Below are 14,135 nucleotides of genomic sequence, written 5' to 3'. Positions count from 1 at the left end.
ATGCCGGGCGTTGTTGTCTTAGCGGTCGTCGTCTTTGTGATCGAGGCGGTCACGCTGATCGTCTTTACGCTGGTATTCCCCTTCAAAGGTATCCCCATTTCCCGGTCCGGTGGTGAATCCACCGCCAGGCATCCGGTTAAATCGCAGATGCGGCAAAAGGCGCATCGTCAGCAGCTTTTGCACCGGCGGTAACAGCAACAAGAGGCCCAGGAAATCGGTGAAAAAGCCGGGCAGGATCAGCAGCAGGCCAGCAAGGATCAGCGACACGCTTTTGATCATCTCCTCAGCAGGGCTTTCACCCGCTGCCATCTTTTGCTGCATTAACAGGAAATTTTTGAATCCCTGATTACGTACCAGCGACATACCTATCACGGATGTGAATATGACCAGAATCAGTGTCAGCAGGACACCCATCACATGGGCGACCTGGATAAAAATGGAAATCTCTATGTAAACATAGAGAAAAATGGCAATAAAAGGTATCCAGCGCACTGGCTTCTCCTGTATGGCAGACGCCGTCTGGCCCCTGTCTGAATATGTTTGCGATTCGCGTTTCTTTGAAATGGTGACGGTTAGCCAAATTTCAATCGGTTTGCACGGATATTTTTTTGGAAACATTCAAGCGGTGACTCATTTCACAGATTAATAATTATCATGTCGCGAGGGCGATAATAAGTGATCCAGGTTACGGCAATTCGCTATCATCAGCATATCATCTCGGGTATCTGGCTGATTGAGGGAATAATCGTCGGTCAGCAAATATTCAAAACCACATATCTACTGTGTGTTTAGTACAATCCATCGGCAGCTTTAAAAGAAGGTTCACATGTTAAACAACATTCGTATCGAAGAAGATTTGTTGGGTACCAGGGAAGTTCCAGCGGATGCCTACTACGGTATTCACACTCTGAGAGCGATTGAGAACTTCTACATCAGCAACAACAAAATCAGTGACATCCCTGAGTTTGTACGCGGTATGGTGATGGTGAAGAAAGCCGCAGCCCTGGCAAACAAAGAGCTGCAAACCATTCCTAAAAGCGCTGCAAATGCCATCATCGCAGCCTGCGATGAAGTGTTGAACAACGGAAAATGCATGGACCAGTTCCCCGTCGACGTTTATCAGGGCGGCGCAGGTACCTCCGTGAACATGAATACCAACGAAGTATTGGCAAACATTGGCCTGGAGCTGATGGGTCACCAGAAAGGTGAGTACCAGTACCTCAATCCTAACGACCACGTAAACAAGTGCCAGTCCACCAACGACGCCTACCCGACCGGTTTCCGTATCGCGGTTTACGCGTCCGTTGTGAAACTGATTGACGCGATTAACCAACTGGGCGACGGCTTCCAGCGCAAAGCGGTTGAGTTCCAGGACATTCTGAAAATGGGTCGTACCCAGTTGCAGGATGCGGTGCCGATGACCCTCGGTCAGGAATTCCACGCGTTTAACGTGCTGTTGAATGAAGAGACCCGCAACATTCTGCGTACCTCCGAACTGCTGCTTGAAGTCAACCTCGGCGCAACGGCCATCGGTACGCGTCTGAATACACCAGACGGTTATCAACAGTTGGCCGTCGCGAAGCTGGCAGAAGTGTCTAACCTCGCGGTTGTTCCCGCCGAAGACCTGATCGAAGCGACATCCGACTGCGGCGCTTACGTCATGGTGCACAGCGCGCTGAAACGCCTGGCGGTTAAACTGTCCAAAATTTGTAACGACTTGCGCCTGCTCTCTTCCGGTCCGCGCGCTGGCCTGAACGAAATCAACCTGCCAGAGCTGCAGGCCGGTTCGTCCATCATGCCAGCCAAAGTCAACCCGGTGGTGCCAGAAGTGGTGAATCAGGTATGCTTCAAAGTCATCGGTAACGACATCACCGTCACCATGGCGTCCGAAGCCGGTCAGCTGCAGCTGAACGTGATGGAGCCCGTGATTGGCCAGGCCATGTTTGAGTCCATCCACATCCTGACCAACGCCTGCTACAACCTGCTGGAAAAATGCATCAACGGCATCACGGCCAATAAAGCCGTGTGTGAAAGCTTCGTCTACAATTCTATCGGCATCGTCACCTATCTGAACCCGTTCATCGGCCACCACAACGGCGATATCGTTGGTAAGATTTGTGCTGAAACCGGTAAGAGCGTGCGCGAAGTGGTCCTTGAGCGTGGATTGCTGACAGAGGCTGAACTGGATGATATCTTCTCGCCGCAAAACCTGATGCATCCGGCATATAAAGCGAAACGGTATACCGATGAAAGCGAACAGTAACAGTTCCGGTTAAATTTCCGAAAGGCACGTCACCCAGTGACGTGCCTTTTTGCTTTTATAGGACATCACAAAAATAACATTTATGTATCCAACATCTAACATTCAAGGAAGCGATTATGATTGTCATTGAGCTGATTATCGTTTTAGCGGCGATTTTCATCGGCGCCAGGCTAGGAGGAATTGGTATCGGCTATGCCGGGGGATTGGGCGTGCTGGTTCTGGCAGCCATTGGTGTCGCTCCGGGGAAAATCCCTTTTGACGTGATCTCCATCATCATGGCGGTGATTGCGGCTATCTCGGCTATGCAGATTGCAGGGGGTCTGGATTATCTGGTTAATCAAACCGAAAAACTGCTACGCAAAAACCCGAAATACATCACTATTCTCGCGCCAGTCGTCACTTACTTCCTGACGATTTTTGCCGGTACGGGCAACATCTCTCTGGCGACGCTGCCGGTTATTGCCGAAGTGGCGAAAGAGCAAGGTATTAAGCCGTGCCGCCCGCTGTCGACTGCCGTGGTGTCTGCGCAGATTGCGATTACCGCCTCGCCGATTTCTGCCGCGGTGGTATATATGTCATCGGTAATGGAAGGCCATGGCGTCAGCTACATTCATCTGCTCTCCGTGGTGATCCCGTCGACGCTGCTGGCCGTACTGCTGATGTCGTTCCTGGTCACCACGCTGTTTAACTCCAAACTTTCTGACGATCCGGTGTACCTGAAACGTCTGGAAGAAGGTCTGATCGAACTGCGCGGTGAAAATAAAGTTGAGATCAAACCGCGCGCGAAACTGTCGGTGCTGCTGTTCCTGCTGGGGGTGGTCTGCGTGGTGATTTATGCCATCGTCAACAGCCCAAGCCTGGGTCTGGTGGCAACGCCGCTGATGAATACCACCAACGCGATCCTGATTATTATGCTGAGCGTCGCGACCCTGACCACCGTGCTGTGCGGCGTGGAAACGGACAGTATTCTCAGCTCCAGCACTTTCAAAGCCGGGATGAGCGCCTGTATCTGTATCCTCGGCGTGGCGTGGCTGGGTGATACCTTCGTCTCCCACAATATCGACTGGATTAAAGATACCGCAGGCACCGTGATTCAGGGCCATCCGTGGCTGCTGGCGGTGATTTTCTTTGTGGCTTCCGCGCTGCTGTACTCTCAGGCCGCGACGGCGAAAGCGCTGATGCCGATGGCGCTGGCGCTGAACGTGTCGCCACTGACAGCGGTCGCCTCCTTCGCTGCCGTTTCTGGCCTGTTTATTCTGCCAACCTACCCGACGCTTGTCGCAGCCGTGCAGATGGACGATACCGGGACTACGCGCATCGGGCGTTTCGTCTTTAACCATCCGTTCTTTATTCCAGGCACGATGGGCGTAGTGTTTGCCGTGTGCTTCGGTTTCCTCATCGGCAGCGTGATTCTTTAAGCGTTCGATGTTGTAAAATTTGTTAAATTCGGGCCGCTCAGCGGCCCGATTCATTAATGCCCTCTGACCCGCCGTGATATAGTGATTTTTTCGCGATGAGGAGGTCGACTTGTGAACACGCCTGACGCCGTTGTTGTGCTTTGTACCGCTCCCGATGAAGCAACCGCCCAGGAACTGGCCGCCAAAGTACTGGCTGACAAGCTCGCGGCCTGCGTTACGATCCTGCCTGGCGCCACCTCCCTGTACTACTGGGAAGACAAGCTTGAGCAAGAGTACGAAGTGCAAATGCTGCTTAAAACCTCGGTAGCGCATCAGCAGGCGCTCCTGGATTGCCTCAAATCTCATCATCCTTACCAGACTCCGGAACTGCTGGTTCTCCCAGTGTCCCACGGCGATAACGACTATCTCTCATGGCTCAACGCTTCTTTACGCTGATCCTGCTGCTGTGCAGCACATCAGCTTTTGCCGGGTTGTTCGACGCACCTGGCCGCTCAAACTTTATTCCTGCTGATCAGGCGTTTGTCTTCGACTTCCAGCAAAACCAGCACGATCTCAGCCTTAGCTGGCAGATCAAAGACGGATATTATCTCTACCGCAAACAGGCCAGCATCACGCCAGCCAATGCGAAAGTCGGCGAGCCGCAACTGCCTGCGGGCGAGTGGCACGAAGATGAGTTTTACGGCAAAAGCGAAATCTACCGCCACCAGCTTGTCGTGCCGGTCAGCGTCAATCAGGCCAATAAAGGCGCGACGCTCACCGTGACGTATCAGGGCTGTGCCGACGCCGGTTTCTGCTATCCGCCAGAAACCAAAATTGTGCCGCTCAGTGAAGTGGCTGCTTCTGCTCAGCCTGCTGCGCCTCCTTCCACTGAGAAGGGGGAAGACAGCGCAGAACTGCCGTTCTCTGCGCTCTGGGCGCTGCTCATCGGTATCGGTATCGCCTTTACGCCATGCGTGTTGCCGATGTACCCGCTTATTTCAGGCATTGTGCTCGGCGGTAAACAACGTTTATCCACCGGTCGCGCATTGCTGCTGGCGTTTATCTACGTTCAGGGCATGGCGCTCACCTATACCGCACTCGGGATTGTGGTTGCCGCCGCCGGACTTCAGTTCCAGGCCGCGCTTCAGCATCCGTATGTGCTGATCGGCTTGTCGGTCGTGTTTACTCTGCTGGCGCTGTCGATGTTTGGCCTGTTCACCCTGCAACTGCCCTCCTCGCTACAAACGCGTTTAACGCTGATGAGCAATCGCCAGCAAGGCGGCTCCGCAGGCGGCGTGTTTGTGATGGGTGCGATTGCCGGGCTGATTTGCTCGCCGTGCACCACCGCGCCGCTGAGCGCGATCCTGCTCTACATCGCGCAAAGCGGGAACATGTGGCTGGGCGGCGGCACGCTCTATTTGTACGCGCTGGGTATGGGTCTGCCGCTGATTCTGATCACCGTGTTTGGCAACCGTCTGCTGCCGAAAAGCGGCCCGTGGATGGAAACGGTCAAAATCGCCTTCGGTTTCGTCATCCTGGCGCTGCCGGTGTTCCTGCTGGAGCGCGTGATGGGTGACGTATGGGGCCTTCGTTTGTGGGCCATTCTTGGCGTCGCGTTCTTCGGCTGGGGGTTTATCACCAGCCTGCAGGCGCAAAAAACGTGGATGCGTATCGTACAAATCATTCTGCTGGCGTCTGCGCTGATCAGCGTGCGACCGCTTCAGGATTGGGCATTTGGGGCACCTGCTGCGCAAAACCAGGCTCATCTTAACTTCATTCAAATCAGCAACGTTGATGAGCTGAACCACGCGCTGGCACAGGCAAAAGGCAAACCCGTCATGCTCGATCTGTACGCCGACTGGTGTGTCGCCTGCAAAGAGTTCGAAAAATACACCTTTAGCGATCCGCTGGTGCAAAATGCGTTAAAAGATACGGTTCTGTTGCAGGCGAACGTGACTGCCAATAATGCGCAGGACAAGGCTTTGCTGAAACAACTCAGGGTACTCGGTCTGCCGACGATTTTATTCTTTAATGCGCAGGGAGAAGAGCAGCCGAGCGAACGTGTGACAGGATTTATGGATGCAACCGCGTTCAGCGCGCATTTGCGCGATCGCCAACCGTAAACGACACTGTTAACGGGACAAACCGTTAGCATTGGGAGGAGAAAACCGTGCAACGCGAAGACGTACTGGGACAGGCCCTGCAATTACTTGAGATACAAGGGATCGCCAGCACCACGCTTGAGATGGTCGCCGAACGCGTCGATTATCCACTGGATGAATTGCGCCGTTTTTGGCCGGATAAAGAAGCGCTGCTCTACGATGCGCTCCGCTATCTCAGTCAGCAGGTCGATATCTGGCGCAGACAGCTGATGCTGAACGACGCGCTGACGGCCGAGCAAAAAGTGCTGGCACGCTATACGGCGCTGGCGGATTGTGTGCGTAACAACCGTTACCCTGGCTGCCTGTTTATCGCCGCCTGCACGTTCTACCCCGATCCGGGCCACCCGATCCATCAGCTCGCCGATCAGCAAAAACGTGCCGCTCACGACTTTACCCACGAGCTGCTCACGAAGCTTGAGGTTGACGATCCGGCGATGGTCGCTAAACAGATGGAGCTAGTGCTGGAGGGCTGCCTGAGCCGCATGCTAATCAATCGTAGCCTGACCGACGTGGAGACGGCGCACCGTCTGGCAGAAGATATTCTGCGCTTCGCTCAGTGTCGCATGGGTGGTGCGCTAACCTAAGCCAGCATTCCCGCCCACGCGGAGACAAACAGACACAGCGCCATCAGGCGCTGAAAGCGCACCATCGCCACGGTGGTGCGAAACACCCGATTCACCGCTTTTCCCAACCACGCCCAGCACATCAAACACACAATCGAAATTATCAGAAACCACAGCGCCATTAACGTGACATCGTGCAGCGCATTCTCGCCTGCCGGTGCAAACAAGCTCACAACCGCCAGCGCCATCATCCATGTTTTGGGGTTAATCACCTGCAATAGCGCCGCCGCTCGGGCCGTAAAACGTCGATGTGATGGCGTCGATAAATTGGCCGCTGGGGCGCTGAAAAGCTGCCAGCTCATCCAGCTCAGCCATAGAACCCCTGCCCAACTCATCACCTGACGAACCAGCGGATATTGGCGTAAAACCTCCCCAGCCCCCGCACCGGAAATCAACACAATCAGGCTTGCCGCAAAACATCCGCCCAGAATCGCAGGCACGGTTTTTTTAACGCCAAAGTGCTGGCTGTTGGTCAGAACGAGAATATTAGTCGGGCCGGGCGTTATCGAGGCGACAAACGCAAACAGCAGAAACGGCATCAGATTCACAGGTGACTCCTTTTTTTTTAGAGTCCTGACTGTGCCGCTATTTTCTGGAAACGTCTGGAAGGTTTGTGCACAACCGACGGTAGTGGGCAGGCGTTATGCGATAGGCACGCTGGAACCAGCGTCCTAAATGACTTTGATCGGCAAAACCGAGCGCCGCGGCCACCTCGACAGGCTGTTCGCCCATCCCCAGCATCTGACGCGCTTTTGCCAGGCGCAACTGGATAAGCCAGGCGTGCGGTGCCAGGTGGAATTCGCGCTTAAAGCAGCGCGTCAGCGTAAAACGATCGGTGCCCGTTTCTCGCGCCAGATCGGACAGACCAATGTTGTCCCCCATATGAGCATACAAATAATCACGCGCGCGATGGGCAACCGCAGCGCTTTGTCGCTGCACGGGCAGTCTTTTGCGCCAGTGACAATGGGAGGTAATTTGCGCGAGCAGATTATCCATTGTGCTCTGCTGCACGATCTTCATCTCCTCATTGTGAAGCGTGGAAAAGGTGTCGCTAATGGTCCTCACCAGCTGCGGTTCACGCGTCAGAGTCTGCGCGAAATGCAGCGAGTAACTGCCCGGCGTGGATTCATATAGACCGTGCAGCGTGTTGGTCAGCCAGTGCTCATCTAGATAAAAGGTCAGATAGGTAAAGCCACCGTCTACTGGCGCGTCACCGTCGTGGATTTCACCCGGTTCCAGTAAAAACGCATCACCTGGATGACTGCGATGCCGCTCGCGGCGGCAGTGGAATTGTTGCGTACCAGACAGGGTAATGCCCACCAGATAACTGTCGTGCCAGTGCGGATCGAAGGCGTGGCCTTCAAAGTGTGCTTTGATCGTCTCAATACCCGTTTCCGCATGCTGACGCAGCTCAAGCCAGTCGTTTGCCATACCCCCTCCTCATCACAATCAGCATTGCTCGCCCTGGCGTTTTTGTCTGGAAGATTTGTGCAAAATCGACGCGTAGATCGACAGATTGCCGTAAAGTTAAGCAGTTGAACAGCTTTCCCCGAATTAGGGTTGACGATCAAACGGGATTAAGGTTTAATGCGCTCCGTTGCCCGGATAGCTCAGTCGGTAGAGCAGGGGATTGAAAATCCCCGTGTCCTTGGTTCGATTCCGAGTCCGGGCACCACTATTTAGAAGAACCCGCCTATGGCGGGTTTTTTGCTTTCCGGAACACCAAAATTTCGATCTTCGTTCGATTTTCCCCCGCAAGCAGCATACCGCGAGTTCAACTTTTCTCTATACGCATCCCCCGCCCACTCCCCACCAATTACTGAAGCACTTCCGCCCCGAGTGGGTTATAAATGTGGGATACCCATTCCGGAAGCCCCCTTATGATGCGATTGATCCTGATTCTGCTCGGCGTTGATTATCTGCGTTCGCACTGGCGCGGACTGCGGCGCTTCGGGTGGGTCACGCTGATTGCCGGGACGGTTATCTTTATCGACGCGATGGACGGCGTGCTCTACTTCCCTATCGAACCTTTTGCGTTTCTGCTGCTGATTGAAGGCGGTGCAACCTTACTGGTCGCGCACAGCGGCATGGGCGGGCAGCGCATTTTGCGCTATGTCAAAGGTGCGACGTTTTCACTGGCCGCCGTGCTGATCCTCGCCGGAAACCACGACGGTAATATTGTGCTGGCAATGATTTTCGGCACGCTGTTCTTGCTGGATGGCGCGCTACAAATCGCCTCGGCCATTGTAGTGCGCTATCGGCGCTGGCGGCCTGCCCTGGCAGGAGGAATCGTCGAAATTGCGCTGGCGATTTTCTTCTATCAACCGTGGCCCTCGAATTATACAGGCACCGTTCCGTACTGCCTCGGTCTCGGCCTGGCCTTTGCGGGCTGGAATATGTTTATTCTCGCTAACCGGGTCAAAATGGCGGCAGCCAACCCAGGTCTCAAAGGCGAAGAGTATATGGAAGAAGCCGACACGCATCAGCCTGCCGTGGTGGAATGGGATGGCCCGCCAGACGACGATGAAAAAGCGCTGACGGTTCACGTCTGGACTCCCGTTGGCTCAGCATCCGGCGAGACGATTTCCCGTCCCGTGATCAGCCGTTATATTGCTGCCGTGGATAAAAATGGCGTGATCTCAACCGGACACGCGGCGCTGGAATCCCCTGGCGGGATTTACATCAGTTTATATCCCGCCGTTGAGATCGACCGCTCACCGGATGCCTTCGCCCGCCTGCTACGCGCCACGCCCGAAAATAACGTGCCGGGTGAATTTCAGTCGGATTACATCACCGAATCCAGTAAATGGTGCCACTCCACCCGCAAGGTGCGGATTCGCAATTACAGCGAAACGCGTCTGGCGGCATTCTGGGAAAACTACCGCCAAAACGAATCCTATAATCTGACCCACCGTAACTGTTCCAGCAGCGTGGCAAGAGCGCTGGAAGCGGCGCTTGAGGGTTCTGTCGGCAGGTTGTGGCAAAAGCGCGGCTTTTGGCTCTCGATTGGAAAACTGATATCCACACCCGAACTGTGGGTCGCGTTGCAGCTGCGAAAACGTGCCGAAACAATGGCCTGGACGCCCGGACTGGTGCTGGATTACGCGCGCGCCATGAGCATGCTGGCCGACCCGCGCCCGACAGGCTGGTTCAATACCCTTGGCCGGGCCTTGAGAAAAATGTTCCATCGCCGCCTCGCATGGGTGAAAGGGAAACATGGCGAAGGGGTGACAGGTGAGGAAGACGCTGGCTGATAGTTAAAGCCGATTTTGCATAGCGCCCTTTCGGACAGAAAAATCAAAGAGCGAACAACAGGGTGCTATACCGCTTCCACGGCAGATAAATGGGATAACCGTTTTACCCAACCCTGGCTTATCGCGACGGACAGGCGACGACAATTGAAGTCGAGTTTTGCGAATGCATAACAGCCCGTGAGCGCCCCGCAAAATGCCCTCGCCGCCTCGCAACTCACGCTATACTTGCCCCAGAATCCCCCTCCTGGCAGGCCGCAACATGACGACAAAAATTCTCTCGCGTGACTGGCGTATTCCCACGGCAGGCCTGCTTTTGTTGCTGGTTCTGTTTAGCGGATTCACTTTACATGCTCACTGGAGCGCGTTTATTCAATGGTGTCTCGCCACGCAAATCACGCTGCACCGCTATCTGGTGATGTATTTGTTGCAGCTGAATAATCATCAGTACAGCGGCGGATTGTGGCTCCTGACGGGCGCGTTCTTCTATGGCGTTCTACACGCGATCGGCCCGGGACACGGTAAATTCATCGTCACGACCTATCTCACCACCAATAAAGAGAGCCAGCTTGCCGCGCGCGTCGTGCCCTTCCTCGGTAGCCTGATGCAGGGCCTCAGCGCCATTCTGTTCGTCTTTGTGTTGGCCGTTGGGTTTAACCTCGCCTCTGGCGATCTCAGCGCCAGCCGCTGGTACGTGGAGAAGATCAGCGCATTGCTGATCGGTGCATTCGGTGTCTTTATGATTTACCAAACTCTGAAAAGCCTGCGGCCACGCAGGCTTTCTATTCGCAGCGTAACACCGCTCCATCAGCACGATGATCGCTGCGGTTGCGGGCATCACGGCGTCAGCACAGATGTGGAAAAAGGCGACTGGAAAACGCGTCTGGGAGTGATTCTGGCGATCGGCGCACGCCCATGCAGCGGGGCGATCATGATTCTGATGTTCTCAAATGCGCTAGGAATTGTGACGTGGGGAATGGCGGCGGTGATGACCATGTCGCTCGGTACCGCGCTGTCGATTATGGGACTATCGCTGGCGGTGCGCTATGCGCGGGAACGGACGGTCGCTTTCTTTGGCGGCAGTTCTACAATGAGTTGGCTGGTGCCCGCGGCAAAAATTGCCGGGGGAATCGTGCTGATCCTGTTTGCAACAGTGCTGTTCCTGACGGTGATCCCCATCAGCGCCAACGGCGACTACATCGCCGCCGGATGCTAATAAAAAACCCGCCGAAGCGGGTTTTTCGTTTTACTCGTTAATGCGAGGATGCTGATCCACCAGACGAGAGCGCTTCTTCTGCAGCTCTTCAATCTCTACGTCAAGATCGTCAATCTTCTGCTCAACATTGTCGTAGTGTTCGCGCAAAATCTCTTTCGCTTCCTGAAGGTCAGACGCCGCAGGCGTGGCCCCTTTCAGTGGCTGATTCGCGGTCTCTTTCATTGTCAGACCGGTAATCAAACCAATCACCGCAATCACCATCAGATAGTACGCAGGCATCATCAGGTTCTGCGTGCTTTCGACCAGCGAGGCCGCAATGGTCGGCGTCAGGCCGGCAACCAGCACCGAAATATTGAACGCTGCCGCCAGCGCGCTGTAGCGAATATGCGTTGGGAACATCGCCGGAAGCGTTGACGCCATCACCCCGATAAAGCAGTTCAGAATCACCGCCAGCATCAGCAGACCGGCGAAAATCAGGCCCAGCACGTTACTGTTAATCAGGATAAAGGCCGGGATCGCCAGCAGTAAGAGCGCAACGCTACCCAGAATAATGAACGGACGGCGACCATAGCGGTCACTCAGCAGGCCCATAATCGGCTGCACAAACAGCATCCCCACCATGATGGCGATAATAATCAGCACACCGTGATCTTCGGAGTAATGCAGGTTATGCGACAGGTAGCTCGGCATGTAGGTGAGCAACATGTAGTAGGTCACGTTGGTCGAAATGACCAGACCTACACAGGTCAGCAAGCTACGCCAGTGTTTCGTCGCAATCTCTTTAAAGGAGACTTTCGGTCCTTCCTGCAGCCCTTCGCGATCGCCCTGCTCCAGTTTTTCAACATGCTGCTGGAACGCTGGCGTCTCTTCTAACGCATGACGCAGGTATAGACCAATCAGACCCAGCGGCAGCGCCAGGAAGAACGGAATACGCCAGCCCCACTCAAGGAAGTTATCTTCGCCGACGACGGTGGAAATCAGCACCACGACGCCCGCACCCAGCACAAACCCGGCAATCGAGCCAAAGTCCAGCCAGCTACCCATGAAGCCGCGTTTACGGTCCGGAGAATACTCGGCGACAAAGATCGACGCACCGGTATATTCACCACCGACCGAGAAGCCCTGCGCCATTTTACACAGCAGCAGCAGTATCGGCGCCCAGATGCCAATCGTCGCATAGGACGGAATCAAGCCGATACAGAATGTACTGATCGACATGATCACAATCGTGATGGCGAGTATCTTCTGGCGACCGTATTTGTCGCCCAGCATCCCGAAGAATAAACCACCCAGCGGGCGAATCAGGAAGGGTACGGAGAAGGTACCTAAAGCCGCGATCATCTGCAGGCTCGGGTCGGCACCCGGGAAGAAGACTTTACCTAAAGCGTAGGCAACGAAACCATACACACCGAAATCAAACCACTCCATCGCGTTACCCAGCGACGCAGCGGTAATGGCTTTACGCAACTTGCTGTCATCAATGATAGTGACGTCGCGCAGCGTAATGGGTTTGACTTTTTTCCTTTTAAGCATTGCTATCCTCGTAGACTCAGCCCTGTCCATACCACAGATCTTCTTGCGGTCTGTGAACCTCGAATTCGCCTCATGCGAATCTTCTTCTTCAAGCGTAGCAGGTTTACTTACATTGACGTTTCTCGTCGATACAACCGAACCTGTTGACGCCTGTCTGGGCAGTTAGTGACGTCTTTACCCTACCAGCCTTTAAATAGGTGATCAACTTCACAGATATTTACGTGAGGTGTCAGATGTTGTCAGAAAACGTCAACACACTTTAATGACCGTGAAAATCCTGTGTCCTTTAGGATTCACTTTATAAGGTTATTATTTTCATCAAAATTCGAAAAAACACTCACCTTTATTCACATTAAATTCACAGCAATTTTAATAACTAATAATGTAGACACGTGTTTACAAAAATATGTGATCCAGATAACTAAAACATTGTTTTATTTTCATTGAATCATAATTCCAAAGATCAGATGATAAGCCCGAACACGCCGCCCCGGGTGCATTTCACCCGCCGTAAACAAGGTAAAACTGATTACGGCTTCTGGTTAAACAGACGGTTCACCAGACAGTAAGAATTCACAATAACTTGAATTCAATACGAATTTCTACCCGACTTGTCCGCCAGAAACGCGAGATAAGATGTGAGGATTTATCATGAAAATCAAAGCCACAATTGAACGCATCCCTGGCGGGATGATGTTGGTCCCTCTGGTACTTGGCGCAATCTTAAATACCCTGGCCCCGAATACCGGCGCTTATTTTGGCGGGTTTACCAAAGGAATGATTTCCGGCACGGTGCCAATTCTGGCGGTGTGGTTCTTCTGTATTGGCGCATCCATTAATTTACGTGCAACCGGAACCGTATTACGTAAATCCGGTACGTTAGTGCTCACCAAAATTGCTGTTGCCTGGGTTGTTGCCATGGGCTGTGCGATGTTCATTCCTGAGAATGGCATTCAAACCGGTTTCTTCGCCGGTCTCTCCGTTCTGGCGATTGTGTCTGCCATGGACATGACCAACGGCGGTCTGTACGCCAGCCTGATGAATCAGTACGGCACGAAAGAAGAGTCCGGCGCATTCGTGCTGATGTCTCTGGAGTCTGGCCCACTGGTGACCATGTTAATCCTCGGCTCCGCAGGTCTGGCATCGTTTGAGCCGCACCACTTCGTGGGCGCAGTCCTGCCATTCCTGATTGGTTTTGCCCTGGGCAACCTGGACACCGACCTGCGCGATTTCTTCAGCAAAGCAACGCCGGTTCTGATTCCCTTCTTCGGCTTCGCGCTGGGTAATACCATCAATCTGAACGTGATTATGGACACCGGCCTGCTGGGTATCGTGCTGGGTGTTGCGGTTATTATTATCACCGGTATTCCGCTGATTATTGCCGACCGCGTGATTGGTGGTGGGAATGGTACCGCCGGTGTCGCCGCTTCGTCAGCCGCAGGCGCTGCGGTAGCGAACCCGATGATCATTGCGCAGATTAACCCGTCATTCGAGCCTGTTGCGGCCTCCGCGACGGCACTGGTGGCCGCGTCAGTCATCGTGACCGCGATTCTGGTGCCAATCATCACCGCCCTGTATGCCAAACGCTACGGCAATATCCCCAAAGCCGACGTCGAGCCGCAGCCGGTCGAATCGTTGCACCACTAAGCTCCTCACATAAAAAACCTCTCAGATGAGAGGTTTTTTGTTT

General features: G+C 54.0%; 12 protein-coding genes and 1 tRNA gene. 9 read left to right on the top strand and 4 right to left on the bottom strand.

Annotation, left to right across the window (positions count from 1 at the left end):
- Positions 1-18 precede the first annotated feature (18 nt).
- Positions 19-492, bottom strand: coding sequence for an FxsA family protein (locus ACKI5T_RS14565; protein ID WP_166638671.1), 474 nt, complete (start codon positions 490-492; stop codon positions 19-21).
- Positions 493-826: 334 nt separating this feature from the next.
- On the opposite strand from ACKI5T_RS14565, the gene aspA reads away from it, so the two are divergent.
- The 5 genes from aspA (at position 827) to ACKI5T_RS14540 (ending at position 6,406) form a co-directional block, all read left to right on the top strand.
- The gene (aspA, locus tag ACKI5T_RS14560) at positions 827-2,263 is read left to right on the top strand and encodes an aspartate ammonia-lyase (protein WP_407438334.1); all 1,437 of its coding nucleotides are present in this window, start codon (positions 827-829) and stop codon (positions 2,261-2,263) included.
- 116 nt (positions 2,264-2,379) lie between these two features.
- Entirely contained in the window at positions 2,380-3,681 is a 1,302-nt protein-coding gene (locus tag ACKI5T_RS14555; protein ID WP_059179908.1) for an anaerobic C4-dicarboxylate transporter, read from the top strand.
- A 111-nt stretch (positions 3,682-3,792) separates the two neighbouring features.
- Positions 3,793-4,116: a divalent cation tolerance protein CutA gene (cutA, locus tag ACKI5T_RS14550; RefSeq protein ID WP_407438332.1), complete on the top strand. Its 324-nt coding sequence runs from the start codon at positions 3,793-3,795 to the stop codon at positions 4,114-4,116.
- Complete coding sequence (locus ACKI5T_RS14545; protein ID WP_407438330.1) at positions 4,092-5,783, top strand: protein-disulfide reductase DsbD; 1,692 nt, start codon at positions 4,092-4,094, stop codon at positions 5,781-5,783. Before cutA ends, ACKI5T_RS14545 begins: the two co-directional genes overlap by 25 nt.
- Positions 5,784-5,830: 47 nt before the next feature.
- Positions 5,831-6,406 carry a transcriptional regulator gene (locus ACKI5T_RS14540; protein ID WP_407438328.1) on the top strand — a complete coding sequence of 192 codons (576 nt, stop codon included), beginning with the start codon at positions 5,831-5,833 and terminating at the stop codon, positions 6,404-6,406.
- Here ACKI5T_RS14540 and ACKI5T_RS14535 read toward each other — a convergent pair.
- Both ACKI5T_RS14535 and ACKI5T_RS14530 read right to left on the bottom strand, forming a co-directional pair.
- Positions 6,403-6,993: a LysE family translocator gene (locus tag ACKI5T_RS14535; protein WP_407438327.1), complete on the bottom strand. Its 591-nt coding sequence runs from the start codon at positions 6,991-6,993 to the stop codon at positions 6,403-6,405. The two genes, ACKI5T_RS14540 and ACKI5T_RS14535, sit on opposite strands and share 4 nt — an antisense overlap.
- Before the next feature lie 37 nt (positions 6,994-7,030).
- Positions 7,031-7,876: an AraC family ligand binding domain-containing protein gene (locus ACKI5T_RS14530; RefSeq protein ID WP_407438325.1), complete on the bottom strand. Its 846-nt coding sequence runs from the start codon at positions 7,874-7,876 to the stop codon at positions 7,031-7,033.
- 168 nt (positions 7,877-8,044) lie between these two features.
- Between ACKI5T_RS14530 and ACKI5T_RS14525 the strand changes: the two genes are divergently transcribed.
- The 3 genes from ACKI5T_RS14525 (at position 8,045) to ACKI5T_RS14515 (ending at position 10,912) form a co-directional block, all read left to right on the top strand.
- A tRNA-Phe gene (locus tag ACKI5T_RS14525) sits at positions 8,045-8,120 on the top strand.
- A gap of 205 nt (positions 8,121-8,325) precedes the next feature.
- Complete coding sequence (locus ACKI5T_RS14520; RefSeq protein ID WP_407438324.1) at positions 8,326-9,699, top strand: HdeD family acid-resistance protein; 1,374 nt, start codon at positions 8,326-8,328, stop codon at positions 9,697-9,699.
- 259 nt (positions 9,700-9,958) lie between these two features.
- Entirely contained in the window at positions 9,959-10,912 is a 954-nt protein-coding gene (locus ACKI5T_RS14515) for a nickel/cobalt transporter (RefSeq protein WP_407438322.1), read from the top strand.
- A 30-nt stretch (positions 10,913-10,942) separates the two neighbouring features.
- Here the strand turns inward: ACKI5T_RS14515 and proP are convergent, their stop codons facing one another.
- Positions 10,943-12,445 (bottom strand): glycine betaine/L-proline transporter ProP, encoded by a 1,503-nt coding sequence (gene proP / locus ACKI5T_RS14510; RefSeq protein WP_407438320.1) that lies wholly within the window; start codon positions 12,443-12,445, stop codon positions 10,943-10,945.
- A 651-nt stretch (positions 12,446-13,096) separates the two neighbouring features.
- On the opposite strand from proP, the gene kdgT reads away from it, so the two are divergent.
- Positions 13,097-14,092, top strand: a complete 996-nt coding sequence (kdgT, locus tag ACKI5T_RS14505) for a 2-keto-3-deoxygluconate transporter (protein WP_011915576.1) — start codon at positions 13,097-13,099, stop codon at positions 14,090-14,092.
- Positions 14,093-14,135 lie beyond the last annotated feature (43 nt).

The organism is Lelliottia sp., from assembly GCF_045627565.1.
In the GTDB taxonomy this organism is placed as follows: domain Bacteria; phylum Pseudomonadota; class Gammaproteobacteria; order Enterobacterales; family Enterobacteriaceae; genus Enterobacter.
The sequence above is the reverse complement of the archived record's forward strand: the minus strand, read 5'-3'. Positions and strand labels throughout refer to the sequence as shown.

Coding starts and splice junctions, on each gene's coding strand:
- aspA (WP_407438334.1), top strand. CDS start 827: ATGTTAAACAACATTCGTATCGAAGAAGATTTGTTGGGTACCAGGGAA.
- ACKI5T_RS14555 (WP_059179908.1), top strand. CDS start 2,380: ATGATTGTCATTGAGCTGATTATCGTTTTAGCGGCGATTTTCATCGGC.
- ACKI5T_RS14545 (WP_407438330.1), top strand. CDS start 4,092: ATGGCTCAACGCTTCTTTACGCTGATCCTGCTGCTGTGCAGCACATCA.
- ACKI5T_RS14530 (WP_407438325.1), bottom strand. CDS start 7,876: ATGGCAAACGACTGGCTTGAGCTGCGTCAGCATGCGGAAACGGGTATT.
- ACKI5T_RS14520 (WP_407438324.1), top strand. CDS start 8,326: ATGATGCGATTGATCCTGATTCTGCTCGGCGTTGATTATCTGCGTTCG.
- ACKI5T_RS14515 (WP_407438322.1), top strand. CDS start 9,959: ATGACGACAAAAATTCTCTCGCGTGACTGGCGTATTCCCACGGCAGGC.
- proP (WP_407438320.1), bottom strand. CDS start 12,445: ATGCTTAAAAGGAAAAAAGTCAAACCCATTACGCTGCGCGACGTCACT.
- kdgT (WP_011915576.1), top strand. CDS start 13,097: ATGAAAATCAAAGCCACAATTGAACGCATCCCTGGCGGGATGATGTTG.